20 protein-coding genes are annotated in these 23,579 nt (G+C 69.0%); 10 read left to right on the top strand and 10 right to left on the bottom strand.

Annotated elements, in window-relative coordinates:
- Nucleotides 1-124: 124 nt before the first annotated feature.
- On the bottom strand, nucleotides 125-1,360 hold the full coding sequence (locus ACN6O8_RS16310) for a branched-chain amino acid ABC transporter substrate-binding protein (RefSeq protein WP_427992072.1): 1,236 nt from the start codon (nucleotides 1,358-1,360) through the stop codon (nucleotides 125-127).
- 40 nt (nucleotides 1,361-1,400) lie between these two features.
- Nucleotides 1,401-2,213 carry a shikimate dehydrogenase family protein gene (locus ACN6O8_RS16305; protein WP_427992071.1) on the bottom strand — a complete coding sequence of 271 codons (813 nt, stop codon included), beginning with the start codon at nucleotides 2,211-2,213 and terminating at the stop codon, nucleotides 1,401-1,403.
- Between the two features lie 238 nt (nucleotides 2,214-2,451).
- On the opposite strand from ACN6O8_RS16305, the gene ACN6O8_RS16300 reads away from it, so the two are divergent.
- A complete protein-coding gene (locus ACN6O8_RS16300; protein ID WP_427992070.1) occupies nucleotides 2,452-3,189 on the top strand; it encodes an SDR family NAD(P)-dependent oxidoreductase in 738 nt (245 codons plus the stop codon).
- A gap of 152 nt (nucleotides 3,190-3,341) precedes the next feature.
- Nucleotides 3,342-4,094: a FadR/GntR family transcriptional regulator gene (locus ACN6O8_RS16295; protein WP_427992069.1), complete on the top strand. Its 753-nt coding sequence runs from the start codon at nucleotides 3,342-3,344 to the stop codon at nucleotides 4,092-4,094.
- A 3-nt stretch (nucleotides 4,095-4,097) separates the two neighbouring features.
- Here ACN6O8_RS16295 and ACN6O8_RS16290 read toward each other — a convergent pair whose 3' ends face one another.
- The 6 genes from ACN6O8_RS16290 to ACN6O8_RS16265 all read right to left on the bottom strand — a co-directional run bounded on the left by ACN6O8_RS16290 (nucleotide 4,098) and on the right by ACN6O8_RS16265 (nucleotide 12,775).
- The gene (locus tag ACN6O8_RS16290) at nucleotides 4,098-5,435 is read right to left on the bottom strand and encodes an NAD(P)H-dependent oxidoreductase (RefSeq protein WP_427992068.1); all 1,338 of its coding nucleotides are present in this window, start codon (nucleotides 5,433-5,435) and stop codon (nucleotides 4,098-4,100) included.
- 114 nt (nucleotides 5,436-5,549) lie between these two features.
- Nucleotides 5,550-6,110 carry a 5'-3'-deoxyribonucleotidase gene (locus ACN6O8_RS16285; RefSeq protein ID WP_427992067.1) on the bottom strand — a complete coding sequence of 187 codons (561 nt, stop codon included), beginning with the start codon at nucleotides 6,108-6,110 and terminating at the stop codon, nucleotides 5,550-5,552.
- A 55-nt stretch (nucleotides 6,111-6,165) separates the two neighbouring features.
- A complete protein-coding gene (gene thpR / locus ACN6O8_RS16280) occupies nucleotides 6,166-6,696 on the bottom strand; it encodes an RNA 2',3'-cyclic phosphodiesterase (RefSeq protein ID WP_427992066.1) in 531 nt (176 codons plus the stop codon).
- A gap of 80 nt (nucleotides 6,697-6,776) precedes the next feature.
- Nucleotides 6,777-8,264 carry an efflux transporter outer membrane subunit gene (locus ACN6O8_RS16275; RefSeq protein WP_427992065.1) on the bottom strand — a complete coding sequence of 496 codons (1,488 nt, stop codon included), beginning with the start codon at nucleotides 8,262-8,264 and terminating at the stop codon, nucleotides 6,777-6,779.
- A gap of 68 nt (nucleotides 8,265-8,332) precedes the next feature.
- A complete protein-coding gene (locus tag ACN6O8_RS16270; RefSeq protein WP_427992064.1) occupies nucleotides 8,333-11,548 on the bottom strand; it encodes an efflux RND transporter permease subunit in 3,216 nt (1,071 codons plus the stop codon).
- Nucleotides 11,549-11,584: 36 nt separating this feature from the next.
- Nucleotides 11,585-12,775 carry an efflux RND transporter periplasmic adaptor subunit gene (locus ACN6O8_RS16265; RefSeq protein ID WP_427992063.1) on the bottom strand — a complete coding sequence of 397 codons (1,191 nt, stop codon included), beginning with the start codon at nucleotides 12,773-12,775 and terminating at the stop codon, nucleotides 11,585-11,587.
- A gap of 391 nt (nucleotides 12,776-13,166) precedes the next feature.
- Here ACN6O8_RS16265 and ACN6O8_RS16260 point away from each other — a divergent pair, with 391 nt between their 5' ends.
- The 3 genes from ACN6O8_RS16260 to ACN6O8_RS16250 all read left to right on the top strand — a co-directional run bounded on the left by ACN6O8_RS16260 (nucleotide 13,167) and on the right by ACN6O8_RS16250 (nucleotide 16,428).
- A complete protein-coding gene (locus tag ACN6O8_RS16260; protein ID WP_427992062.1) occupies nucleotides 13,167-14,231 on the top strand; it encodes a LysR family transcriptional regulator in 1,065 nt (354 codons plus the stop codon).
- Nucleotides 14,232-14,414: 183 nt separating this feature from the next.
- Nucleotides 14,415-15,527, top strand: coding sequence for an AI-2E family transporter (locus tag ACN6O8_RS16255; protein WP_427992061.1), 1,113 nt, complete (start codon nucleotides 14,415-14,417; stop codon nucleotides 15,525-15,527).
- Between the two features lie 133 nt (nucleotides 15,528-15,660).
- Nucleotides 15,661-16,428 carry a phytanoyl-CoA dioxygenase family protein gene (locus ACN6O8_RS16250; RefSeq protein WP_427992060.1) on the top strand — a complete coding sequence of 256 codons (768 nt, stop codon included), beginning with the start codon at nucleotides 15,661-15,663 and terminating at the stop codon, nucleotides 16,426-16,428.
- 13 nt (nucleotides 16,429-16,441) lie between these two features.
- On the opposite strand, the gene ACN6O8_RS16245 is transcribed toward ACN6O8_RS16250, so the two are convergent.
- Nucleotides 16,442-17,896 (bottom strand): MFS transporter, encoded by a 1,455-nt coding sequence (locus ACN6O8_RS16245; protein ID WP_427992059.1) that lies wholly within the window; start codon nucleotides 17,894-17,896, stop codon nucleotides 16,442-16,444.
- 95 nt (nucleotides 17,897-17,991) lie between these two features.
- Here ACN6O8_RS16245 and ACN6O8_RS16240 point away from each other — a divergent pair, with 95 nt between their 5' ends.
- The 4 genes from ACN6O8_RS16240 to ACN6O8_RS16225 all read left to right on the top strand — a co-directional run bounded on the left by ACN6O8_RS16240 (nucleotide 17,992) and on the right by ACN6O8_RS16225 (nucleotide 21,671).
- Nucleotides 17,992-18,927 (top strand): helix-turn-helix transcriptional regulator, encoded by a 936-nt coding sequence (locus ACN6O8_RS16240; protein WP_427992058.1) that lies wholly within the window; start codon nucleotides 17,992-17,994, stop codon nucleotides 18,925-18,927.
- Between the two features lie 73 nt (nucleotides 18,928-19,000).
- Nucleotides 19,001-19,897 (top strand): DMT family transporter, encoded by an 897-nt coding sequence (locus ACN6O8_RS16235; protein ID WP_427992057.1) that lies wholly within the window; start codon nucleotides 19,001-19,003, stop codon nucleotides 19,895-19,897.
- 119 nt (nucleotides 19,898-20,016) lie between these two features.
- Entirely contained in the window at nucleotides 20,017-20,829 is an 813-nt protein-coding gene (locus ACN6O8_RS16230) for a PadR family transcriptional regulator (protein ID WP_427992056.1), read from the top strand.
- Between the two features lie 26 nt (nucleotides 20,830-20,855).
- Complete coding sequence (locus ACN6O8_RS16225; RefSeq protein ID WP_427992055.1) at nucleotides 20,856-21,671, top strand: siderophore-interacting protein; 816 nt, start codon at nucleotides 20,856-20,858, stop codon at nucleotides 21,669-21,671.
- A 60-nt stretch (nucleotides 21,672-21,731) separates the two neighbouring features.
- Here ACN6O8_RS16225 and ACN6O8_RS16220 read toward each other — a convergent pair whose 3' ends face one another.
- A complete protein-coding gene (locus ACN6O8_RS16220; protein WP_427992054.1) occupies nucleotides 21,732-22,610 on the bottom strand; it encodes a LysR family transcriptional regulator in 879 nt (292 codons plus the stop codon).
- A gap of 108 nt (nucleotides 22,611-22,718) precedes the next feature.
- Between ACN6O8_RS16220 and ACN6O8_RS16215 the strand changes: the two genes are divergently transcribed.
- A complete protein-coding gene (locus ACN6O8_RS16215) occupies nucleotides 22,719-23,579 on the top strand; it encodes an isocitrate lyase/PEP mutase family protein (RefSeq protein WP_427992053.1) in 861 nt (286 codons plus the stop codon).

The raw sequence follows: 23,579 nt of genomic DNA, 5'->3' as shown, positions 1-23,579 counted from the left end.
TCCTTGCGCGCAGGCGCCGGGCGCCTGGCGTTGCATCACGCTCTGGTTTTTTCCGGCCCCGCGCCGGCGAGCGCTTTATTGGCGGTCAGCCACGGGCGGCGTGCCGCCCGCGGCCGTCGCGTCGTCAGTCCGGACGAACCATCTTGCAGGTGCCCTGCACCGGCGCGGACACGTCCGCCGCGGCCAGCACCTTGACCGGCTCGAAGCCCATGTCGGTGCCGTCGGCCTTGTACTTGGCGTTCTTGCCGACCTTGGACACCACCATCGGCAGCTGCACCTGGTGGTCCTCGGCGCGCATGGTGTAGGTGCCCAGCGGCGAGGTGTAGGTAACCTTCTCCAGCGCGCGCGCCAGGTCCGGCACCGACAGCTTGCCGTCCTTGGGCTTGACCTGCTTGAGGGCCTCGCCCAGGAAGGTGATGCCGATCACGGTCTGCGGCTCGGTGTAGCTCGGGTAGTGGCCGGTCTTGGCCTTGTAGTCCTCGGCGAACTTGGCGCCGTCCTCGCCCGCGGCCTCGATGTTGTAGGGGTGGGCGATGTAGTGGCCCAGCGCGACTTCGCCGGCGTTGGCGAGGTTGCCCACCTGGTCCAGGAACACGGTGGCAAAGCGCACCTTCAGGCCGGCCGATTGCGTTGCCTTCATCAGCAACAGCAGGTCGTTGGACCAGTTGCCGGTGATGACGGTGTCGGGGTTGGCCGAGCGGATGCGGGCCACGTAGGGCGCGAAGTCCTGGATCTTGTTGACTTCATGCAGCGTCTTGCCGACCACTTCATAGCCGTACTGCTTGGCGAAGCGCTCGGTGGCGCCTTCCATGTCCTGGCCCCAGGAGTAGTTCTGGTTGATCGCGTAGACGCGCTTGCCCAGCGTGCCGTCGGCCGCCATGACCGAGGCCAGCGCCTTGACGCGCAGGTCGGCGTTGGTGGTGAAGCGGAAATGATAGAAGTGGCACTTCTGGCCGGTCAGTTCCAGGGCTTCGCCGCCCACGTTCAGGAACACGACTTCCTTGCCCGGGTTGCGCAGGTTGTGCTTGCGCACGTCCTCGGTGAGCTGGCCGGAAATGGCCGACGACGAGCCTTGCACCAGGATCTGCACGCCTTCGGCGGCCGCGGCGCGGAAGCGGTCGGAGGCGCCGACCGGGCCGCCCTGGTTGTCGAACTCGACCAGTTCCAGCGGCTGGCCGTTCCAGCCGCCGGCGGCGTTGATGCGGTCCAGTTGGTACTTGACCGCCGCGCGGAACATCAGGCCGGTCGAGGCCTGCGGGCCGGACAGCGTTTCGATCAGGCCGATCTTGACGGGCGCGGCCTGGGCCGAGGCGGCAATGCCGGCCAGGCAAAGCAGGCCGGTGGTGAAAGCCAGTTTCATGCGTGTCTCCTCCGTGGAACGGGAGTGGTAGGTCTGTGAATCAAGCGAGCGCGCTGTGCTGCGCCTCTTCTATGCCCAGGAAGCGGGCAATTTCGGTGAGTTGCCCTTCCAGCATGTAGAGGCCGGGATGGGTGCGGCAGCCGCGCGCGGCGGCGGCGCGCAGCAGCGGCGTGTCGACGCGGCTCATCACGGCGTCGGCCACCACGGCGCCGGGCGCCAGCGCATCCAGTTGGAAGGGCAGGGGATCGTTGTCGTCCAGGCCCAGGGTGGTCGCGTTGATGGCGATGTCACACGGGTCGGGACGCGGGCCGGCCACGCTGATGGCCAGTCCGGGGAAGTGTTGCGCCAGGCGCGCGGCGAAGGCCTCGGCCTTGGCGGCCGAGCGGTTATAGAGCCGCAGGCTGGCTGGCGCGGCGTCGGCGATGGCGCAGGCGATGGCCTTGCCGGCGCCGCCCAGGCCCGCCAGGTAGACATGGCGGCCGGCAGGCTCATGGCCCTGGCCGCGCAGGCCGGCCACGAAACCCAGGCCGTCGAAGTTGCCGCCGGTCAGGCAGCCGTCGCGCAGCCGCACGGCATTGACGGCCCCGATCAGCGCGGCGGCGGGGGTGAGGGCGTCGCACAGCGCGGCGGCGCTTTCCTTGTGGGGCACGGTGACCACCAGGCCGCCCAGGTTGGCCAGGCCGCGCAGGCCCGCGAACAGGCCGGGCAGGCCGGCGGCGGTGACGTGGAAGGGAACCATGACGGCGTCGACGCCGCGCTCGCGCAGCAGGGCGTTGAGCCGCTGGGGCGTCTTGACGTGCGCGATCGGGTCGGCCGCGATCGCGAATACGGTTGTGCTGCCGGTGATTTCCACCTGATTGTCCCCTGCCTGTCATGCGGCCGTCGGCCGTGTTTTCTGGACACCCTTGATTGAAATCGCCAGTTGCTTTACGCTTTCAACACAAGTTGTCAGGCAACTTTATTAAGTTGTCCGATAAATCATAGGGCAAGCGTTTTTCCCGTGTCAAGCGATGCATTTGGCGGTTCAATCGAATCGCCGGCGGCGTCCCGGGAGCGGTCGCGGGCCGTCGAAAAAGAGCTTTGGAGACAGCATGATTTCGTTCGAAGGACAGGTAGTCGCCATCACCGGCGCGGGCAATGGCATCGGTCTGGCGACCGCGCGGCTGATGGCCGCGCACGGCGCCCGGCTGGTGCTCACCGATATCGACAGGGCGCGCCTGGACGAGGTGGCCGCGGAGCTGGACGCCAGCGGCCAGCGGGTGTTCGTGCACGCGCTGGACGTGGGCGCCTCGCACGATTGCGACCGGGTGCTGGAACGCGCCGCGCATCATTTCGGCGGCATCGACCACCTGGTGCATTGCGCCGGCATCTACCCCGAGCAACTGGTCAAGGACACCAGCGACGAGGCTTGGAAGAAGCTGATGGGGGTGAACCTGGACGGCACCTTCTATGTGTGCCGGGCGGCCCAGCGCCACCTGCGCCAGAACGGCTCGATCGTGCTGCTGACCTCGCTGGCGGCGCAGCGCGGCAGCTACGCGCACGCGGCCTACTCGGCGTCCAAGGGCGCGGTGCAGAGCTTTACCCGCAGCCTGGCCCTGGAGCTGGCGCCGCAGATCCGCGTGAACGCGGTGGCGCCGGGCATCATCGCCACTTCGATGACGCACGACCTGATCGGCCAGAAGGGCGCGCAACTGCTGGAAAGCACGCCCTTGCGGCGCTTCGGCACGGCCGAGGAAATCGCCGGCGCCATCGCCTTCCTGTGCTCGCCGCTGGCCGGTTTCGTCACTGGCGAGGTGATGCAGGTGAACGGCGGCATCTATATCGCGTAAAGTCTGAAACGGCCGCGCCCTCGTATCCGGCAAAATCCTATAATTTTCAAGGGCGCCGCCGCATTGAAACGTCGAGAATTCCTATAACCACAGGCTGGCGCGCCCCCGGGGCTTTCCGGCCGCGAGCCGCCTTCACGTTTTAACGATTCCCCATGCAGCCCACTCAAGCACAGGACTCCGACCCGCAGCGCGCCGCGCCCCGACACTCGCTTTCGGCGGGCGTGGCCGACGCGCTGGCCGAGCAGATCCGCCAGGGCGCGCTGGCGCCCGGCGACCGCCTGCCCACCGAAAAGCAATTGACCGAGATCTACTCGGTCAGCCGCGCGGTGGTGCGCGAAGCGCTGGCGCGCCTGAAATCCGAAGGCCTGATCACCTCGCAGCAGGGCAGCGGCGTGTTCGTCGACCCGAACTTCCAGCGCAACGCCTTCCGCATCGCCGCGCCCTCGCCCGGCGACAACCAGGATCTGGAACACATCCTGGAACTGATGCTGTCGATCGAAGTCACCGCCGCGCGTTACGCGGCGCAGCGCCGCACCGAGCCCGACCTGAAGAAGATGCGCCAGGCGCTGGTGGGGATGGAATACGCGCTCATCAACGACAAGCTGGGCGACGAAGAAGACTACCAGTTCCACCAGGCCATCGTGCAGGCCACGCACAACCCGCACCTGGTGGCGCTGAACGATTACCTGGAAGCGAATGTGCGGCGCGTCATCCGCAGCGCCCGCAACAATACGGCGCGCAGGTACGCCGAGCGCATGGCCGCGGTGCAGAGCGAGCACCAGGCAATCTTCGCCGCCATCGAGGGCGGCGATTCCGATGCCGCCGGCCGCGCGGCCGAGCAGCATCTGCGCAACGCCGCCGATCGCCTGCGGCTGTTCCAGGCGGAACGTTCGCCGCCGGTCTGAGCCTCAGGCGAAGGTCTGTTCCATTTCGCGGCGGAACTGCACGGCGGCCGCGCGCTCGTCGTATTCCACATCGCTCCAGCGGATCGCCTGCGACTGCCGCACCGCGCGCTTGAGCTTGACCTGGTGCGACAGGCCCAGCGGCAGGTAGCCTTCGTCGACCGAGTCGCGCGCCGGCATCAGCCGACCGTACACGGTGTAGCCGCCTTCGCCGTCCAGCAACTGCCCGGCCTGCAGGTCACGCTTGGCGGTGGCCACCACGTCGCCATGCCAGCCGGCCGGCGCGCCGGTGGGCTCGCGCCGCAAGCCGACGCTGGCCACGCTGATGCCCAGTTCCAGGCCGAGCAGATGATAGGGCTTGTACATGGCGGTGTAATTGCCGCTGGGGTCGGTGACCAGGCCGTATTCCTTGAAGCAGCGGCGCACGTAGTCGCTGTCGGCCGCCAGTGTCACGTACACGCCCCAGCGCAGGTCGCGGAACACTGGCCGGCCATCGCGTTCGAGCGAGGAAATCACCTCGACCTGGCCGCGATGGTGCAAGATGCCGCCAACCTCGCGCGGCCGCAGTACGCGCGCCAGGTCGTCCACGCCGCAGGGCGGGAAATGCAGGCCCGACGGCGAGGGCAGCAGGCCGGTGGCGTTGGACACCGCCGCCATCTCGATGGCGCTCTTGGTGCCGTCCAGGAAGCTGTTGAACATCTGCGCGTTGAAGTCGCCGGCCGCCACCATCTCGGCGGTGAAGCCGTAGTACGGCCAGACGGTGTCGGGCGTGGAGGTGTGGAACTCGGGCAGGTACTTGGTGCCCTTGCCGGCCGCCATCACCTCGAAACCCGCCGCGCGCGCCCAGTCCACCATTTCGCAGATCAGCGCCGGTTGGTCGCCGTAGGCCAGCGAGTAGACGATGCCGGCCTCGCGCGCGCGGCGCGCCAGCAGCGGGCCGGCCAGCGCGTCGGCCTCGACGTTGACCATGATGATGTGCTTGCCGTGCTCGCAGCAGGCCAGCACGTGGCCGATGCCGGCCGCCGCCTGGCCGGTGGCGTCGATGACGATGTCGACGTCCGGGCTGGCGATGACCGCGTAGGGATCGTCGGTGAAGTAGACCTTGCCGTGCTTGAGGGCATCGCCGGTGCTGGCGGCGTTGAGCGCCGTGGCCGGCCAGCCGACCCGGGTGAGCGCGGCGCGGGCGCGGTCGGGCGTGAGGTCGGCCACCGCCACCAGCCGCATGCCGGGCGTGCGGGGGGCCTGGCTCATGAACATCGCGCCGAACTTTCCGGCGCCCAGCAGCGCTACGCGCAAGGGCTTTTGGTCGGCTTCTCGCTGCTTGAGCAGGCGGTGCAGATTCATGGGCAGGCTCCTCCAGGATATGGGGATACAGCACCACAGGATAGCCGCAACCCCGGCCGCTGAACAGGGCCGGCCAGCCGGCCAGCAGGCGTTCATCCGCCTGTCATCCGGCCTTCATTCGTCGGCCGTATACAGCTCGCCCGCCAGCACGTTGCGCCAGTTGTTCCAGGTGACCCGTGGACGGTCGGCGACGCCGCGGTTGTAGGGCGCATCGAACAGAATGTGCTTCCAGCGCGGCCTGACCGCGCCCTGGATCTGGGGCTTGTCGTCGATCAGCAGGTGGCCGTGGACCAGCGTCTTGTCCTTGGTCAGGATGAGGCGGTTGGTGGCCTCGCGGCCCAGGTGTTTCTCGACCCACAGATACTTCTCGGCGACGCAGTTCTCGAACTGCGACAGCGGCGAGGTGCAGATGCGCACGTCCATGCCCAGCGCCAGCAGTTCCCGCACCGCCTCCAGCGCGCCCGGCACCGGCGGCAGATTGCGGATGAAACCGGGCGCGGTATAGATGGCCTCGGCCATGCCGCGCAGCTCGGGCGCGTAGTCCTCGCGGATGTAGAAGGACTTGCGTTCCTCGAACGCCACCGGCGCGATGTCGGGGTGGCGCGCGCGCCAGGCGTCGATGAAGGCGTGTTCGAAGTCGGCCAGCACGCCGTCTTGGTCGAGCAGGATGATCATGGAGATCCTAAGTCGTTGCGACGCGCTCGATTGTGCCAGAGTGGCGGACCCGGTTTCAGCCGGGTTGCGGCCGCGACCGGGCGAGGACGCGGTAGCGGCTGCCTCCATCGGTGGATTCGGAGGCCACCAGCACCATCCGGTCATAGCGCCAGGTCACGGGCGGCGGGGCGTCGGCGGGCGGTTCGGGGCGCTCGATGTTGCGCAGCAGCGTGACGTGCGGGCGGAATGGCTGGGGCGGCGGCGTGAAGCCGAAGGCCGATAGCCACAGCCACAGGCCGTCATGGCTGGCCTGGAGCGGCTCAGGGGTATGTTGCGGCCCGGCCCACAGGATGCGCGGCCGGGCGAAGACGCCGTAGCGGTCGATGGGAACGGCGCCGGGCAACAGCCGGTGATACGGCGTGGCGTCAACGAGTTCTGCGGCGATGTCCTGTTCCACGGCGCCCAGGAAGGCCAGCGTCATGTGCAGCGTTTCGGTGCGCATGGGGCGGCCCTTGCTGTGCGGTTGGGCGCGGGCGGCCCAGCTGGCAAGCGTATCGGCCAAGGCGGTGTCGGGCCACAGGGCGTAGAAAAGGCGGAGCGTCGACATGGCGGGATTTTAGCGTTGCCGCCCGCGCAGTCCCCCGCGCCACAGGCAAACCAAGCCGGCAAGGGGGCCTGCGACAGGCACTACGGATTGGCCGCCACGGTCTCGGTGCCGGGCACGGGGTTGCCCCAGCCGCCGCCGATGGCCCGGATCAGGTCCACCGCCGAGCGCGCCTGTTCGCCGCTCAACTGCACGGCGACCCGCTGTTGCAGCAGCACGCTGCGGTCCGCCTCGATCACATCGAGATAGCTGATCGAGCCTTCGCGGTACTGCGTGTGCGACAGCTTGGCGGCGCGGGCCGAAGCTTGCACCGCGGCATCCTGCGCGCGCGTCTGGTCGGCCAGGATGCGCAGGTTGGCCAGGTTGTCCTCGACTTCGCGGAACGCGTTCAGCACCGTCTGGCGGTAGACCGCCACGTCTTCCTCGTAGACCGCGCGGGCGCGGTCCAGGCCGGCCTGGCGGCGGCCGCCGTCGAAGATCGGCATCGACAGCGCGGCGCCGACCAGCGGGCCCAGCAGGAACGTGCGGCTGGACCACTGGAACAGGTTGCCCAGTTCCGACGACTCGTAGCCGAAGGCCCCCGTGATGTCCAGGCGCGGGAAGAACGCCGACTTGGCCGCGCCCACGCGCGCGTTGGCGGCGGCCATGGCGCGTTCGGCCGCGGCGATGTCGGGACGGCGTTCCAGCAGCGTCGACGGCAGGCCAGCCGGAATCGACAGGGCCACCTTCTCGATCGGCTTGGGCGGCATGGCGAACTCGGACGGCGCGCGGCCCAGCAGCACGGCCAGCGCGTGTTCGCCGGCGGCGCGGCGGCGGTCGATGCCCAGCGCCTCGGATTGCGCCGAGGCCAGCTCGGCCTTGGCGCGCGCCAGATCCAGTTCGCTGATGTCGCCCGCGTCGTAGCGGCGCTGGATCAGTTGCAGCGTCTCGGTGCGCAGTTGCACCGTCTGGCGGTACAGCGCGGCTTCGGCGTCCTGTTCGCGCACCAGGAAATAGGTGCTGGCGACGTCGGCCTGCAGCGCCAGCAGCACCGAGCGGTACAGCGCCTCGCTTTGCTGCGCATCGGCGGTGGCGGCGTCGGCGGTGGAGGCGACCCGGCCGAACAGGTCGGCCTCGTACGACACCGTGCCCTGCGCGCGCCAGGTGGTCACCGGCCGCGTGGGCGTGCCGTCGGGCAGGCCTTGCGATACCGCCGAGGGCCGCTGGCGGTTGGGGCCGAAACCCGCGTCCAGGCTGGGGAAGAAGCCGGCGCGGGCCTCGCGCTGCAGCGCGCGGGCCTGGGCCAGGCGGGCGGCGGCGGCCTGCAGGTTCTGGTTGGCCTTCTGGGCTTCTTCCTGCAATTGGTTCAGGCCTGCGTCGCCGAACACCTTCCACCATTCGCCGCGCAACTGTTCTTCCGACGGTTGGGCGGGTTTCCAGGTGCCGGCTTCGGCGGTGGGCAGGGCGGCTTCCTTGTAGGCCGCCGGCGTGGCGGCCGCGGGCCGTTCGTAGGTCGGGCCCACCGCGCAGCCGGCCAGCACGAGCAGGGCGGCAAGCAGGGCGGAACCGCGGATCAGTCTTTTGGTCTTCATGACGATTCTCTTGGGCGCGCGCCCCGCCGTGCGGGACGGGGCGCGCTGGCTATTTTTTCCAGGCCGGATCAGGCGTGGTGCTGCGGGGCGGGCGGGGCGTGCGGGTCGATGTGCGGCACGCACACCGGCGCTTCGTGCGGCGCGGCCGAGTGCAGCGTCTTGCCCCCCAGCGAACGCAGCAGCACGTAGAACACCGGCGTCAGGAACAGGCCGAACAGGGTCACGCCGAGCATGCCGAAGAACACCGCGACCCCCATGGCGTGGCGCATTTCCGAACCGGCGCCCGACGACAGCACCAGCGGCACCACACCCATGATGAAGGCGATCGACGTCATCAGGATCGGGCGCAGGCGCAGGCGGCTGGCCTCGATCGCGGCTTCGAGCGGCGAGCGGCCGTTCATTTCCAGCTCGCGGGCGAATTCCACGATCAGGATCGCGTTCTTGGCCGACAGCCCCACCAGCACCATCAAGCCGATCTGGGTGAAGATGTTGTTGTCGTTGCCCGTCAGGTAGACGCCGGTCAGCGCCGCCAGGATGCTCATCGGCACGATCAGGATCACGGCCAGCGGCAGGGTCAGGCTTTCGTACAGGGCGGCCAGCACCAGGAACACCAGCAGCACGCTGATCGGGAACACCCACAGGCCAGCGTTGCCCGCCAGGATCTGCTGATACGTCAGGTCGGTCCATTCCAGCTTCATGCCGCGCGGCAGGGTCTCGGCGGCGACGCGCTCGGCCGCGGCCTGCGCCTGGTTGGACGAATAGCCCGGCGCCGGCCCGCCGTTGATGTCGGCGGCGGTGTAGCCGTTGTAGCGCACCACCATCTCGGGGCCGAAGGTCTGCTTGACAGTCACCAGCGACGACAGCGGCACCATGTCACCCGCGGCATTGCGGGTCTTGAGCTGCAGGATGTCGTCGGAATGCGCGCGGAATTGCGCGTCCGCCTGCGCCCGCACCTGGAACACGCGGCCGAAACGGTTGAAGTCGTTGACGTACATCGAGCCCAGGTAGATCTGCATGGTGTCGAAGACTTCCGTCACCGGCACGCCCAATTGCTTGGCCTTGACGCGGTCCAGGTCCACGTCCAGCTGCGGCACGTTGATCTCGTAGCTGGAGAAGGCGGGGCCGAGCTCGGGCGCCTGGCGGGCCTTGGCCAGGAACGCCGACTTGGCCTTGTCCAGTTCGGCGTAGCCGGCGGCGCCGCGGTCTTCGATCTGGAACTTGAACCCCCCCAGCGTACCCAGCCCCATCACGGGCGGCGGCGGGAAAACGGCGATGAACGAGTCCTGGATGGCCGCGAACTTCTGGTTCAGCGAGGCGGCGATGGCATTACCCGACAAGGCCGCGCCCTTGCGTTCTTCGAACGGCTTGAGCGTCACGAACACGATGCCGGCGCTGGAACTGTTGGTGAAGCCGTTGATCGACAGGCCCGGGAAGGCGATGGCGCTCTGCACGCCGGGTTCCTTCAGGGCGATGTCGCTCATGCGGCGGATCACGTCTTCGGTTCGATCCAGCGAGGCGCCGTTGGGCAGTTGGGTGAAGCCGATCAGGTACTGCTTGTCCTGCGCCGGCACGAAGCCGCCGGGCACCAGGTACGACACGCCGATGGTGGCGGCCACCAGCACGGCATAGACGCCCATGGCGCCGGCCTTGCGGCGGATCACGCCGGACACGCCCACGCCGTAGTTCTCCGAGGCGCGGCCGAACACGTTGTTGAACCCGTTGAAGAAGCGGCCGAACACGCGGTTCATGCCCCGGGTCAGCCAGTCCGGCTTGTCGTGGTGGCTCTTGAGCAGCAGGGCCGACAGGGCCGGCGACAGCGTCAGCGAGTTAAAGGCCGAGATCACCGTCGAGATGGCGATGGTCATGGCGAACTGCTTGTAGAACTGGCCGGTCAGGCCGGTCATGAACGCCAGCGGCACGAACACTGCGCACAGCGTCAGGGCGATGGCGATGATGGGGCCGCTCACTTCCCGCATGGCGCGATAGGTGGCGTCGCGCGGACTCAACCCGGCCGCGATGTTGCGCTCGACGTTCTCGACCACCACGATGGCGTCGTCGACCACGATGCCGATGGCCAGCACCATCCCGAACAGCGACAGCGCGTTGATGGAATAGCCGAACATCAGCAGCAGGCCGAAGGTGCCCACGATCGACACCGGCACCGCCAGCAGCGGGATGATGGACGCGCGCCAGGTCTGTAGGAACAGGATCACCACCAGCACCACCAGCGCGATGGCTTCCAGCAGCGTGTGCACCACGGCCTCGATGCTGGCGCGCACGAACTGGGTCGGGTCGTATTCGATGCGGTATTCCACGCCCGGCGGGAAGTCCTGGGCCAGCTCCGCCATGGCCGCGCGCACCTGCGACGACACGTCCAGCGCGTTGGCGCCCGGCGATTGCATGATGCCCATGCCCACCGCCTGCTTGTTGTCCAGCAGCGAACGCAGGCCGTATTCCTGGGCATCCAGTTCCACGCGGGCCACGTCCGACAGGTGCGTCACCGCGCCGTCGGCCGAGGTCTTGAGGATGATGTCGCGGAATTCCTCTTCGGTCTGCAGGCGGCCGCGCGCGTTCACGTTCAACTGCAGCGGCACGTCGCCCTGGGTCGGGGACGCGCCGATCACGCCGGCGGCGACCTGCACGTTCTGTTCGCGGATGGCCGCGACCACTTCGCTGGCCGTCATGCCGCGCTGCGCGACCTTCTGCGGGTCGAGCCACACGCGCATCGAGTAATTGCCCGCGCCCCACACCGTCACTTCACCCACGCCGGTGATGCGCGCCAGGCGGTCCTTGATGTTCAGGATCGCGTAGTTGCGCAGGTAGGTGATGTCGTAACGGTCGTTGGGCGAGATCAGGTGCACCACCAGCGTCAGGGTGGGCGAGCTCTTGGTGGTCGTGACCCCCAGCCGCTGCACGTCCGGCGGCAGGCGCGGCAGCGCCTGCGACACGCGGTTCTGCACCAGTTGCTGCGCCTTGTCCGGGTCCACGCCCAGCTTGAAGTTGACCGTCAGCGTCAGGTTGCCGTCGCTGTTGGCCTGCGACTGCATGTACAGCATGTTTTCCACGCCGTTGATGGATTCCTCCAGCGGCGAGGCGACGGTTTCGGCGATGACCTTGGGGTTGGCGCCCGGATACTGCGCGCGCACCACCACCGAGGGCGGCACCACCTCCGGGTATTCCGAGATCGGCAACTGGAACATGGCCAGCAGGCCACCGAGCAGCACCAGCACGGACAGCACCCCGGCGAAGATCGGCCGGTCAATGAAGAATTTCGAGATATTCATGAACGTTCTCGTTCTGCTTTGCGGTTCACCGGCGGCTTAGTTGGCGGCCGCGGTCTTGACCGGGTTGCGTTGCGCCGCGACCATCGGCACCACGGTCGGGCTCACGGCGTCGCCAGGGCGCACGCGTTGCAATCCGTTGACCACGATGCGTTCGCCGGGCTTGAGACCGTCGTCGACGACCCGCAGGCCCTCCTGGTTGGCGCCCAGCTTCACCTGGCGGTAGTTGGCGTGGTTCTTGTCGTCCAGCACCAGCACGTAGCGCTTGTCCTGGTCGGTGCCGATGGCCTTCTCGTCGATCAGCACGGCGCTGCGCGGTTCGCTGCCGCCCAGGCGGATGCGGGCGTACAGGCCCGGCAGCAGGGTGCCGTCGGCGTTGTCGAACTCGGCGCGCACGCGGATGGTGCCGGACGTGGCGTCCAGCCGGTTGTCCACCGATTGCACGAAGCCGGTGCGCGAATAGCCCTCCTCGTTGGCCAGGCCCAGCTCGACCGGCACCGAGCCGGCCTTGCCGTTGCGGGCGGGGTTCACGTACTTCAGGAAGGTCTGTTCGTCGACGTCGAACGAGGCGTACATCTTCGAGACCGACACCAGCGTGGTCAGCGGCACCGAGGCGGCGCCAGCGGCGACCACGTTGCCGACCGTGACTTCCGCGCGCGACACGCGGCCGGCGACCGGCGCTTCGATGCGGGTGTAGCCCAGGTTGAGCTTGGCGTAGTCCAGCGCGGCCTGCGCGCCCTGCAGGTTGGCCGCGGCCTCGCGGGCGGCGTTCTGCTTTTCCTCGAAATCGCGGCGCGCGATGGCGTTGTCGGCCAAGAGGCGCTGGCCGCGCGCCAGTTCGCTCGCGGTGTACGAGGCGCGGGCCTTGGCGGCGGTCAGGGCGGCGGCGGCGCGGTCCACCTCGGCCGCGTAGGGACGCGGGTCGATGGTGAACAGCACGTCGCCCTTCTTGACGATGCTGCCGTCCTGGAAGTGCACCGCCGTCAGCGTGCCGGAGACCAGCGGACGGATGTCCACGCGGTCGATGGCTTCCAGCCGGCCGGAATAGCGCTGCCAGTCGACGATGGTCTTGTTGACCACTTCGGCCACTTCGACCGGGGGCGCGGCGGGCGCGGCTTGCGCCTGGGCCGCATTGGCGCCGGCGGGGGCGCGAAACAGGGCGTAGCCACCGCCGGCGGCGATGACGGCCGCGAAAACGACGAGCACAGCAATACGATTACGCGAAACCATGATGTTCCTTGTGGGTGATGTCGGGGTGAAGCGCGCTTGCCGGAACCGCGAGGGGGCGGGGGGCGGCGGGGGCGGGCATCGCGGCGGGTCTGTCAGTCCTGAAACACCGACGTCATATTGCGGTGCAACATGCGGCGCGGTTACGTTTCCCTGGTGAAATCCGTCTATTTGGAGACGGGTTTTACCGGGATCGGAATCTGAGGATTGACAGGCCCTGGGATGGCGCCGGGCGGCACGGGCACTTCAAGATGGTTTGCATTCTGAGTGTTTTGCCGGCGCGGATAAACACGTCTGTCTCGGCAACACTGTTCGGCAGATTGGTCTAATCCCGGCCGGAATCGGGTTATGCTCCGTACACCCCGACCAAACTGCCTTATAGGACACCGCCGCCATGGATCGTTTTCAGGCTATGCAGGTGTTTGTGCGCGTCGTGGACGCCAATAGTTTCACCCGGGCGGCCGACAGCCTCTCGCTACCGCGCACCACCGTCACCACCATCATTCAGAACCTCGAACGCCTGCTCGGCGTGCGCCTGCTCAACCGCACCACCCGCCGCATCGGCCTGACGCCCGACGGCGCCGGTTACTACCAGCATTGCGTGCGCATCCTGGCCGACGTCGAAGAAACCGAAGCCTGCTTCCAGGAAGCGGCCCTGCGCCTGAAGGGACGATTGCGCATCGACGTGCCGACCTGTATCGGCCGGCTGATCCTGATCCCCTCATTGTGTGATTTCCACGACAAGTACCCCGACGTCGAGCTGGTGCTCGGCCTGGGCGACCGGCCCGTGGACATGGTGCAGGAGGCCGTCGACTGCGTCATCCGCGCCGGCGACCTGGAAGACTCCAGTCTGGTGGCGCGCCGCATCGGCACGCTGCAGACCGTGACCTGCGCCTCGCCGTCCTACGTGGCGCGCCATGGCATGCCGCAAACCATCGAGGAACTGCGCAACCACCACGCGGTGCATTACTTCTCCAGCCGCACCGGCCGCAACTGCGCCTGGGACTTCAAGATCGACGGCAAGCACCAGGAAGTGGACATGCGCGGCACCGTGGCGGTGAACGAAGCCGGCGCCTACCTGGATTGCGGCCTGAAGGGTTTCGGCCTGATCCAGACGCCGCGCTACATGGCGCTGCCCTACTTGCAGTCGGGCGAGCTGATCGAAGTGCTGCCGCAATGGAAACCCAGCGCCACCGCGATCTCGGTGCTGTATCCGCAAAGCCGCCAGCTTTCGCCCAAGGTGCGGGCCTTCGCCGACTGGGCGGCCGAACTGTTCGCCAGTTGCCCGCTGCTCAGCGGCCGCGACGAAACCGATCCGGCCGCCGCCAGTTGCGGCGTGTTCCAGCAGCGCCAGGTCAGCCAGGCCCGGCAGATGGCCGTGGCCGGCGTGGCCGCCGCCAACGATCCGCTGCCGCGCCGCCGCACCGCGCGCGAAGAGGCCGCCGAGTACGCCCTGTAGGCCGGCCGCGTCACCGGCGTGGCGGCGCCGAGGGGCCGCCACGCCGGCAATCCGCCCGCCGGCGATACCCCGCGACACCGGGAAACCCCGTAGCAGATACAGGGCGTGTGTCCCTCGTACTTCTCGAAACGTCTGTATAGTCCGACAGTCAAAGCCTCAACGCATTCACTGTCGATCCGCTCTATGCAGCCTGTACTCCCCGCTTACCTGATCGCCCGTTGGCTTTTGCTGCTCGTCCTGTTGGCGGGGGTGTATTTCCTCAGCGGCTTCCTGGTTCCCGCGCTGGCCGCGCTGATCATCGGCCTGGCCAGTTGGCCGTTGTACCAGCGGCTGGTCGTGCGCTGCGGCGGCCGCACCGCGCTGGCGGCGTCGCTGGCGTTGCTGGTGGTGGTCGTGGTGTTGATCGTGCCGCTGTCGCTGGCGCTGTCGTACGCCATCAAGGAAGCAAGTTCTTTCTTCGCCTGGGCCATCGCCGCCAACCGGCACGGCGTGGCGGTGCCGGCCTGGATCACCTCGATGCCGGTGGTGGGCGACCGCCTGTCCGAATACTGGCAGGCCTACATCGGCCAGCCGCATGCGCTGGGCGCGCTGGTCGAGGCCGTCAGCGGCGAGCACCTGGGCAACATCTACCGCATGGTGCTGGCCGCCACCGGCAATGTGTTCCAGTTGCTGCTGACCGTGCTGTTCATGCTGATCACGCTGTTCTTCGTCTACAAGGACGGCATGCGCATGGTGGCGCAACTGGACGTGCTGGGCGAACGGATCCTGCCGGCGCGCTGGCAGCGTTTTTCGCGCGTGGTGCCGGCCACCATCAACTCCACCGTCACCGGCATGGGCCTGATCGCGCTGGGCGAAGGCCTGGTGCTGGGCATCGCCTACTGGGTCGCGGGGGTGCCGTCGCCGGTGCTGCTGGGCGTGGTCACCGGCTTCATGGCGCTGATTCCCGGCGGCGCGCCGCTGTCGTTCACGCTGGTGTCGCTGTATCTGGTTGGTTCCGGCCATGTGGTGGCGGGCATCGCGCTAATGGTGTGGGGCAGCGTCGAACTGTTCATCGTCGACAAGACGCTGCGGCCGCGCCTGGTGGGTGGGCCCGTCAAGCTGCCGTTCCTGCCGACCTTCTTCGGGCTGGTGGGCGGCGTGAAGACCATGGGCATCGTCGGGCTGTTCGTCGGCCCGGTGCTGATGGCGCTGCTGGTGGCCGTGTGGCGCGAATGGGTGCACCACGAGGAAGTCGAACGCGACAGCGCCCGGCTCAGGGCCGCGGCGCCGCCCGACCAGACGCCGGCCGGCGGCTAGCGCCGTGCGGCCATGCGTTTGGGTGTAATCTAGCTCTCCCCGCGCCCGCCGGCGCCTCGTCCGGCACGCGCCTGCCCTGTGCGCAGACGCTTTGCAGCTTCCGCCGCGGGGTCTGAGGGTTGGCAGGTTCAGCATGTCCCGGGCATTGCAAGAAGATGAGTTAGCGATCCTGCGCGAGCAGGGTTTCGTGGTCGCGCGCCAGTTCGCCGACCCGGCCGAGGTGGCGGCGCTGCGCGCGCTGGCCGAGCGCCATTTGCGCGAGCATGTGGCGCCCATCGAGTACGAGGCGGATCTGCGCTACCCTGGCGCGCCCGCGTCGCGCGACGCCGAAGGTGGCCTGACCGTGCGGCGCCTGCTCGGCGCCTACGGGCGTGATCCGCTGTTCGCGCAATGGGCCACCAATGCGCGCATCGGCCACGCGCTGGCGCGCTACTTCGGCCAGACGCCGGTGCTGTCCACCGTGCACCACAACTGTGTGATGACCAAGCATCCGGCCTACGGCAGCCTGACCGGCTGGCACCAGGACATCCGCTACTGGTCGTTTTCCGACGCCAACCTGATGTCCTGTTGGCTGGCGCTGGGCGACGAAACCTGGGACAACGGCGGCCTGTCGTTCATTCCCGGTTCGCACGCGGCGGCATTTCAGCCGGCGCAGTTCGACGACAAGAAGTTCTTCCGCGACGACGCGCCCGCCAACGCCGCCTGGATCGCGCGCGCCGTCTGTCCCGAGCTGCGCGCCGGCGACCTGGTGTTCTTCCATTGCCGCACGTTGCACGCGGCCCAGGGCAACCGCAGCGACCGCGTCAAGCTGTCGCTGGTGCACACCTATCATCCGCAGTCCTGCCACCCGTTGGCCGGCACCCGCTCGGCCAGCCAGCCGGGCGTGCCGCTGGCCGGTTAGCGCGGCGGCGCCGTCAGCGGCGCCGGCCCAGCCATGCCAGCAACAGCACCGAGGCGCCGATGGCCGCGAGGTTGAAGCGCATCGCGCTGGCGAAGGCCTGCGCGTAGCGGTCGCCGCTGGCCGCGTCCGCCCAGGCGTCGAGCGTGGCGCTGAACAGCATGCCGGCGGCGGACACGCCCAGCGCCGCGCCCACCTGCTGCAAGGTGGCGACCACCCCTGCCGCCATGCCGGCCTGGCGATCTTCCACCAGCCCCAGGGCCAGGTTCACCAGCGGCGTGTTGACCGCGCCTTGCGCCGCGCCCAGCCAGACCAGCGCGGGCACCAGCGACCACGGCGCGAGCGCGTCGCCGGCCGCCCCCACGTGCAGCATCAGCGCGGCCGTGGCGCCGCCATAAAGCAGCGCGGCCACGGTCACCGCGTGCGTGCCAAAGCGCGCGACCAGTCGCGGCGCCGCCATCGAGCCGGCCACGAAGCCGACGCTGGCGGGCGCGAACACCGTGCCCGCGGTCAGCGCGTCCACCCCCAGCCCGGTCTGCAACAGCAGCGCGTAGCACAGGAACATGGCGCTGGCGGTGGAGAACACCAGGGTCACCAGCAGGCAGCCGGCGGCAAAGCGCGGCTGCGCCAGCAACGCCATGTCGACCAGCGGCACGCGGCCGGCGGCGGCGGCGCGTCGCTGCATCCAGACGAACAGCGCCAGCAACGCGACCGCGATCGCGCCGCAGGCCAGCGTCCAGGCGGGCCAATGGCGCGCGGGCCCTTCGACCAGCGCCAGCAACAGCAGGCCCAGCCCGCTTCCGACCAGTGCCGAGCCGCCCCAGTCCATCGGCGCGCCCGCGGCGTCGCGCGATTCGGGAATGTGCCGCGCCAGCCGCCAGGCCAGGATGCCGACCGGCACGTTCACCAGGAAGATCGTGCGCCATGCCAGGCCGAACAGGTCGGCGTGCACGATCCAGCCGCCCAGCACCTGGCCGGCGATGGCCGCCAGCCCCAGGGTCATGCCGAGCAGGCCAAAGGCGCGGCGCCGCGCCTGGCCGTCATAGCTGACGCGGATCAACGCGTACACCTGCGGGAACAACATCGCGGCGGCCACGCCCTGCAACACCCGCGCCGCGATCAGCGCATTGGCGTCGGGCGCCAGGCCGCACAGCGCCGAGGCCAGCGCGAAACCGGCCATGCCCAGCATGAACAGACGCCGGCGGCCATGGCGGTCGCCCAACCGGCTGCCGGCGATCAGCAGCACGCCATAGGCCAACTCGTAGGCGACGATGATGAAATTGATCTGCGCGAAACTGGCCGGCAGCGTGGTCTGCATGCTGGGGATGGCGACGTTGACCACGAACAGGTCGAAGATCGTGATGAAGCCGCCGGACAGCAGCACCGCCAGGCCGAGCGGGCCGGGCGCGGCGGGCTTGGCGGGTTTGGCGCAGGCATCGGGGCAGGGCGAGGGCAGGGTGGCGGAGGGCATGAACAGGCCTTCAGAGTGGGAATCGGCGCTATTCTGTGAGCGATTCGAACCTTATACAATTTAGCTGTTTATGCTATTACTGAAGGCAATAGCCCATGCCCCGTCCTTGCCTGCGTGACCCGGCCGCCGCACCCCTGCCACCCGCGCGTCCCGACGCCGAGGCGGGCGCCCAGCGCCTGGATCGCACCCGCGCCGACCTTGCCGAATTCCTGCGGCTGCGCCGCGAGCGCCTGAGCCCCGCCGCGCTGGGCTTGCCGGCCGGCGGCCGGCGCCGCACGCCCGGCCTGCGGCGCGAGGAAGTGGCGGCGCTGGCGGGCGTGGGCCTGGCCTGGTACACCTGGTTCGAGCAGGGCCGCAACATCAGGGTGTCGGCCACCTTCCTGGAAAACCTGGCGCGGGTCCTGCGGCTGGACGCGGCCGAGCGCCGCCATCTGTACCTGCTGGCGCACCAGCGTCCCCCGGCCGAGCCGGGGCGCACCTGGTGCACCGTGCCGCCGCAGGTGCGGCGCCTGATGGACGATCTGCCCGCGCGTCCCGCCTATATCCTGAACCTGCGTTGGGACGTGGTGGCGTGGAACGCCGCCGCCGAACGCGTATTCGGCTTCGGCGCGCAACCGGCGGGACGGCGCAACCTGCTGTGGATGCTGTTCGTGGAGCCGTCGATGCGCGAGCTGTTCGTCGATTGGCCGGCACAGGCGCCGGCCATGCTGTCCACCTTCCGGCGCGATTTCGCCGCTGCCGCGGGCGCGCCGGACATCACCGAACTGGTCGACGAACTCGAACGCGTCGCGCCCGAATTCAAGGCGTGGTGGCGCGAGCACGACGTGCAGGGCGCCTGCATCGGCGTGCGCGGCCTGCGCCTGCCGGCCTTGGGCGAGATGGCGTTCGAGCACGCCACCTTGTCGGTCGATGAAAGCCGTCATCTGCGCCTGGTGGTCTACGCGCCCGCGCCGGACGAACCGCGGGCCGCGGCCTTTGCGCGCTGGCTGGCGCGCCAGCCGCGCGCGGCCGCGCGTGGCTCCAGAGAATAGGCGCCGCGTGGCGCTACGGCGGGGGCGCGGCGCGCTTTTATAGTCGGGGCGATTCGCCCCTTCCGCCCGCGCCATGTCCATCGAAATCCTGTCCCGCCGCAAGGCCCTGTCGCTGCTCGCCGTGGTGGTGCTGGCCTGGGGCTTTACCTGGGTCGTCAGCAAGTTGCTGCTGCAATACCTGACCCCGATCTGGGCGGTGGCCGCGCGCAGCGTTGTCGGCACCGCCGCGTTGCTGCTGCTGGGCCTGGCGCTGCGGCGGGTGGCCTGGCCGGTCAAGGCCGACCTGCCCGTGATCCTGAGCGTGGGTCTGCTGCACATGGGCGCGTTCGCCGCGCTGGTCAGCCTGGGCCTGCAATACGTGCCGGCCGGCCGCTCGGTGGTGCTGGCCTACACCACGCCGCTGTGGGTCATCCCGGGCGCGCGCCTGTTCCTGGCCGAACCGATCGGGCGCGGCCGGCAACTGGGGCTGGCGCTTGGCCTGCTGGGGTTGGCCGTCATCTTCAATCCGCTGGCGTTCGATTGGGGCAATCGCAAAGCCGTGCTCGGCAATGGCCTGGTGCTGCTGGCGGCGCTGTGCTGGGCCGTCAACATCGTCTACGTGCGCGCGCATCGCTGGGTCACTGCGCCGTTCGAATTGGCGTTCTGGCAGGCGTTGCTGGCGTCGGGCGTGCTGGCGGCCGTGGCCTGGGCCGCCGAGGGCGCGCCGCGCGTGGTGTGGCGGCCGGAACTGGCTTGGCTGCTGGGCTATGGCGGCGTGTTCGGCATCGCCGTGGCGTATTGGGCGGCGGTGAACGTGAACCGCGCGTTGCCCGCCAGTGTCACCGCGATCGGCCTGCTGGGCGTGCCGGTGGTGGGCCTGCTGTGTTCGGCGACCGTGCTGCATGAGCCGCTGAGCCTGCCGCTGCTGCTGGGAATGGCGCTGATCGTGGGCGGCATCGCCGCCGGGGTGCCGGACAAGGGGCGCGGATAACGGGCCGCGACAGGGCGCTTGACGGCCGGAAGCGTGTCTGTGTATCGTACGATATATATCTTAAGATACGTCGTAAGATATATCTTAAGTCATACGTCAGATACTCAGCGAGGCCCTTCATGCGCCATTTCCATTTCCTGACCGCCTTCACCCATGGCGCCCGCCACGGCGTCCGCAACGCTCATCCCGCTCATCCCGGCCACCCGCAATGCCACGATCCTCGCGGCCATGGCGCCGGCTTCGCCTCCGGCCGCTGGCACGAAGGCGGCCGTGGCCGTCCTGGGCGCCACGCCGGCAGCGGCGGGGGCGGCGGCGGGTTCGGCGGCGGGTTCGGCGGCGGGTTCGGCAGCCCGTGGGGCGGCCGCGGCGGCGACGCCGATGACAGCTTCGGCGGCGACGGCCGTCACTTCGCGCGCGGCCGCAAGGTCACCGCCGACGATCTGCAACTAATGCTGCTCGGCCTGCTGGAGCAGAACCCCAGCCACGGCTACGAACTCATCAAGGCGCTGGGCGCCATGTCCAACGGCTTCTACACGCCCAGCCCCGGCATGGTCTACCCCGCGCTGACCTACCTGGAAGAACTGGGCTACGCCACCGTCGAACAGGAAGGCAGCAAGAAGCGCTACCACCTGGCCGACCCGGGGCGCGCGCACCTGGACGCCAACCGCGAGCGTCTGTCGGTGATGTTCAACAAACTCAAGCACGTCGCCCGCAAGATGGACTGGATGCGCCAGGCCTGGAGCGGCGAGCCGCGCGCGGCCGCCGGCGATGACGAAAATGCCGCCGGCTGGATCGACGAGTTCGTGCACGCGCGCCAGGCGATCCGCCACGCGCTGCTGCAACGCACCGACGCGTCGCCGGCCGAGCAACGCCGCATCGCGGCCATCCTGCGCCGCGCCACCGAGGAAATCACGGGCAAGGATGCCGCCTGATTCCGTCCAGCCCACTTGGAGATCCCATGACTCAAACCGACCTGACCGTCGAACGCGTGCGCCATCCGCTCAAGATGCGCATGCTGACCGTGGCGCGCGTCGAACGCATCGCCGGCCTGCTGGCCCGCGTCACCTTGCGCGGCGAAGCCCTGCGCGACTTCGTCTCCGCGTCCTTCGACGACCACGTGAAACTGTTTTTCCCCGCCGATCCGTCGCAACCGCCGGTGTTGCCCGAGGTCGGCCCCGATGGCATCAAATTCCCCGACGGCGCGCCGCGCCCGGCCGCGCGCGACTACACCCCGCGCCGCTTCGATGCCGAGCGCCTGGAATTGGTGATCGACTTGGTGCTGCACGGCGACGGCCCGGCCTCGACCTGGGCCGCGCAGGCCCAGGTCGGCCAATGCCTGGGCGTGGGCGGCCCGCGCGGGTCGTTCGTGGTGCCCACCGGTTTCGACTGGCATGTGCTGATCGGTGACGAAACCGCGTTGCCAGCTATCGCCCGCCGCCTGGAGGAATTGCCCTCCACGGCGCAGGCCCTGGTGCGGATCGAAGTGCCGGGCGCCGCCAACCAGATTGCCCTGGCCACGCGGGCCCAGGCCGCGGTGCGCTGGCTGCATCGCAACGGCACCGTGGCCGGCTACAGCACCTTGTTGCTGGAAGCGGCGCGCGACCTGGTATTGCCGCCGGGCGAGGGCTATGTCTGGGTGGCGGCGGAGTCCGCCGTGGCCAAGGCGGTGCGCGAGGTCATGGTGACGCAGCACGGTGTCGACAAGCGCCGCATCCGCGCCGCCAGCTACTGGAAGCGCGGCGCCAGCGCGGTGCATGAATCGCACGACGACTGAGGCCACGGCGGCGATGCGCGTGGCAGCCCGCCATCATGGCCGGCTCCGGCGCCGGCGCGCCTATCCTTGCGCCAGCGCCAGCAGATTGGCCACGCGCCCGCCGGGCGCGTCGTCGCGCACCACCAGCCCCAGCACCGCGCGCGGCCAATCCAGCGCGAAGGGGCGATAGACCACGCCGTCCGGACGCAGGTGCCGCAGCGACGCGGGCACGATCGCCACGCCCATGCCCGCCGCCACCAGGTTCACCGCCGATGACAGTTGCGGCGCGCGCTGGCCCGGCAGCGGGTTCAGTCCGTGCCGGCGGCATGCCGCCATGATGTCGGCGCTCAGGCCATAGCCGGACTTGCGCGAATACTGGATGAAGCGTTCCTGCGCCAGGTCGGCCGGCGCCAGCCGCTTGCGCCGCGCCAGCGCGTGGCCCAGCGGCAGCGCCACCATCAACGCTTCTTCCGTCAGTTGCGTGAAGCGCAAACCGCCATCCATGGCGAACGGCGGCCGTACGAAAGCCGCGTCGATCAAGCCGGCGCGCAGGCGCGCCACCAGCGTTTCGCTGTCGTCCTGCGACAGTGTCATTTCGACGTCGGGGTATTGCTGCCGGTACTGCCGGATCAATTCGGTCACGACCGGATGGAACGAGGCCGATTCGGTGAATCCCAGCGACAACTCGCCGACTTCGCCGCGCGCGGCGCGTTGCGCGGTTCGCACCGCGTCCTGCGCGCGTTGCAGGATGTCCTGCGCGCACGCCAGGAAAGCGCGGCCGGCGTCGTTCAGGCTCACGCCGCGTCCGCGCCGGTCGAATAGCGGCGTGCCCACTTCCTGTTCCAGTTGCCGGATCTGCTGCGACAGCGGCGGCTGCGCCATGCCGAGCTGTTCGGCCGCGCGCGTGAAGTGCTGGGCCTCGGCGGTGGCGACGAAATAACGCAGATGGCGCAATTCCATTTTGGTACTCAAAAAATATTGATATTCAATTTTCCATATATTGGACATTCTAGTTCGGCGGCACGATGATGCGGGCATCGACGTCTCTTTCTCCAAAGGAATGCCCCCATGGCCAAGACCCTCACGCCCGGCGCCCGGCTGCGCCAGCATCTCGCCCAGGACATCGTGGTGGCGCCCGGCGCTTATGATGGCCTGTCGGCCCGCCTGGTGGCGGCCGCCGGCTTTAACGCGGTCTACGCCAGCGGCGGCGCCATCGCGCGCGCCGCCGGCTACCCCGATATCGGGCTGTTGAGCTTGACCGAGGTTATGGACCGCGTCGAGCAGATCGTCGACGCCAGCGGCCTGCCGGTGGTGGCCGACGCCGACACCGGCTTCGGCGGTTCCGCCAACGTCGAACGCACGGTGCGCGTCATGGCGCGCGCCGGCGTGGCGGCCTTCCATATCGAGGACCAGTCGTTTCCCAAGCGCTGCGGCCACCTGGATGACAAGAGCCTGGTGGATGCCGCCGAAATGTGCCGCAAGGTGCACATCGCGCGCCAGACGCTGGCCGATGCCGATACGCTGGTGATCGCCCGCACCGACGCCATCGCGGTGGAAGGCTTCGAGGCCGCCATCGCGCGCGCCGAACGCTACGTGAAGGCGGGCGCCGACATGGTGTTCGTCGAGGCGCCGGAAACGCTGGAACAGATCCGCGCCATCGCGGACCGGCTGCCCGGCCTGAAGCTCATCAACATGTTCTATGGCGGCAAGACGCCGCTGGTGCCGTTGCCCGACCTGGCCGCCATGGGCTACCGCCTGGCGATCATCCCGTCGGATCTGCAACGCGCCGCTATCCACGCCATGCAGGCCACGCTGGCGGCGATCCGCCAGACCGGCGACAGCCGCGCGCTGGCCGATCGCCTGACCAGCTTCAAGGAACGCGAGGAGATCGTGCAGACGCGCCGCTATCTGGCGCTGGATACGCAGTAG

Origin of the sequence: Achromobacter sp. (genome assembly GCF_050285565.1) — a bacterium.
In the GTDB taxonomy this organism is placed as follows: Bacteria; Pseudomonadota; Gammaproteobacteria; order Burkholderiales; family Burkholderiaceae_B; genus Achromobacter.
The sequence above is the reverse complement of the archived record's forward strand: the minus strand, read 5'-3'. Positions and strand labels throughout refer to the sequence as shown.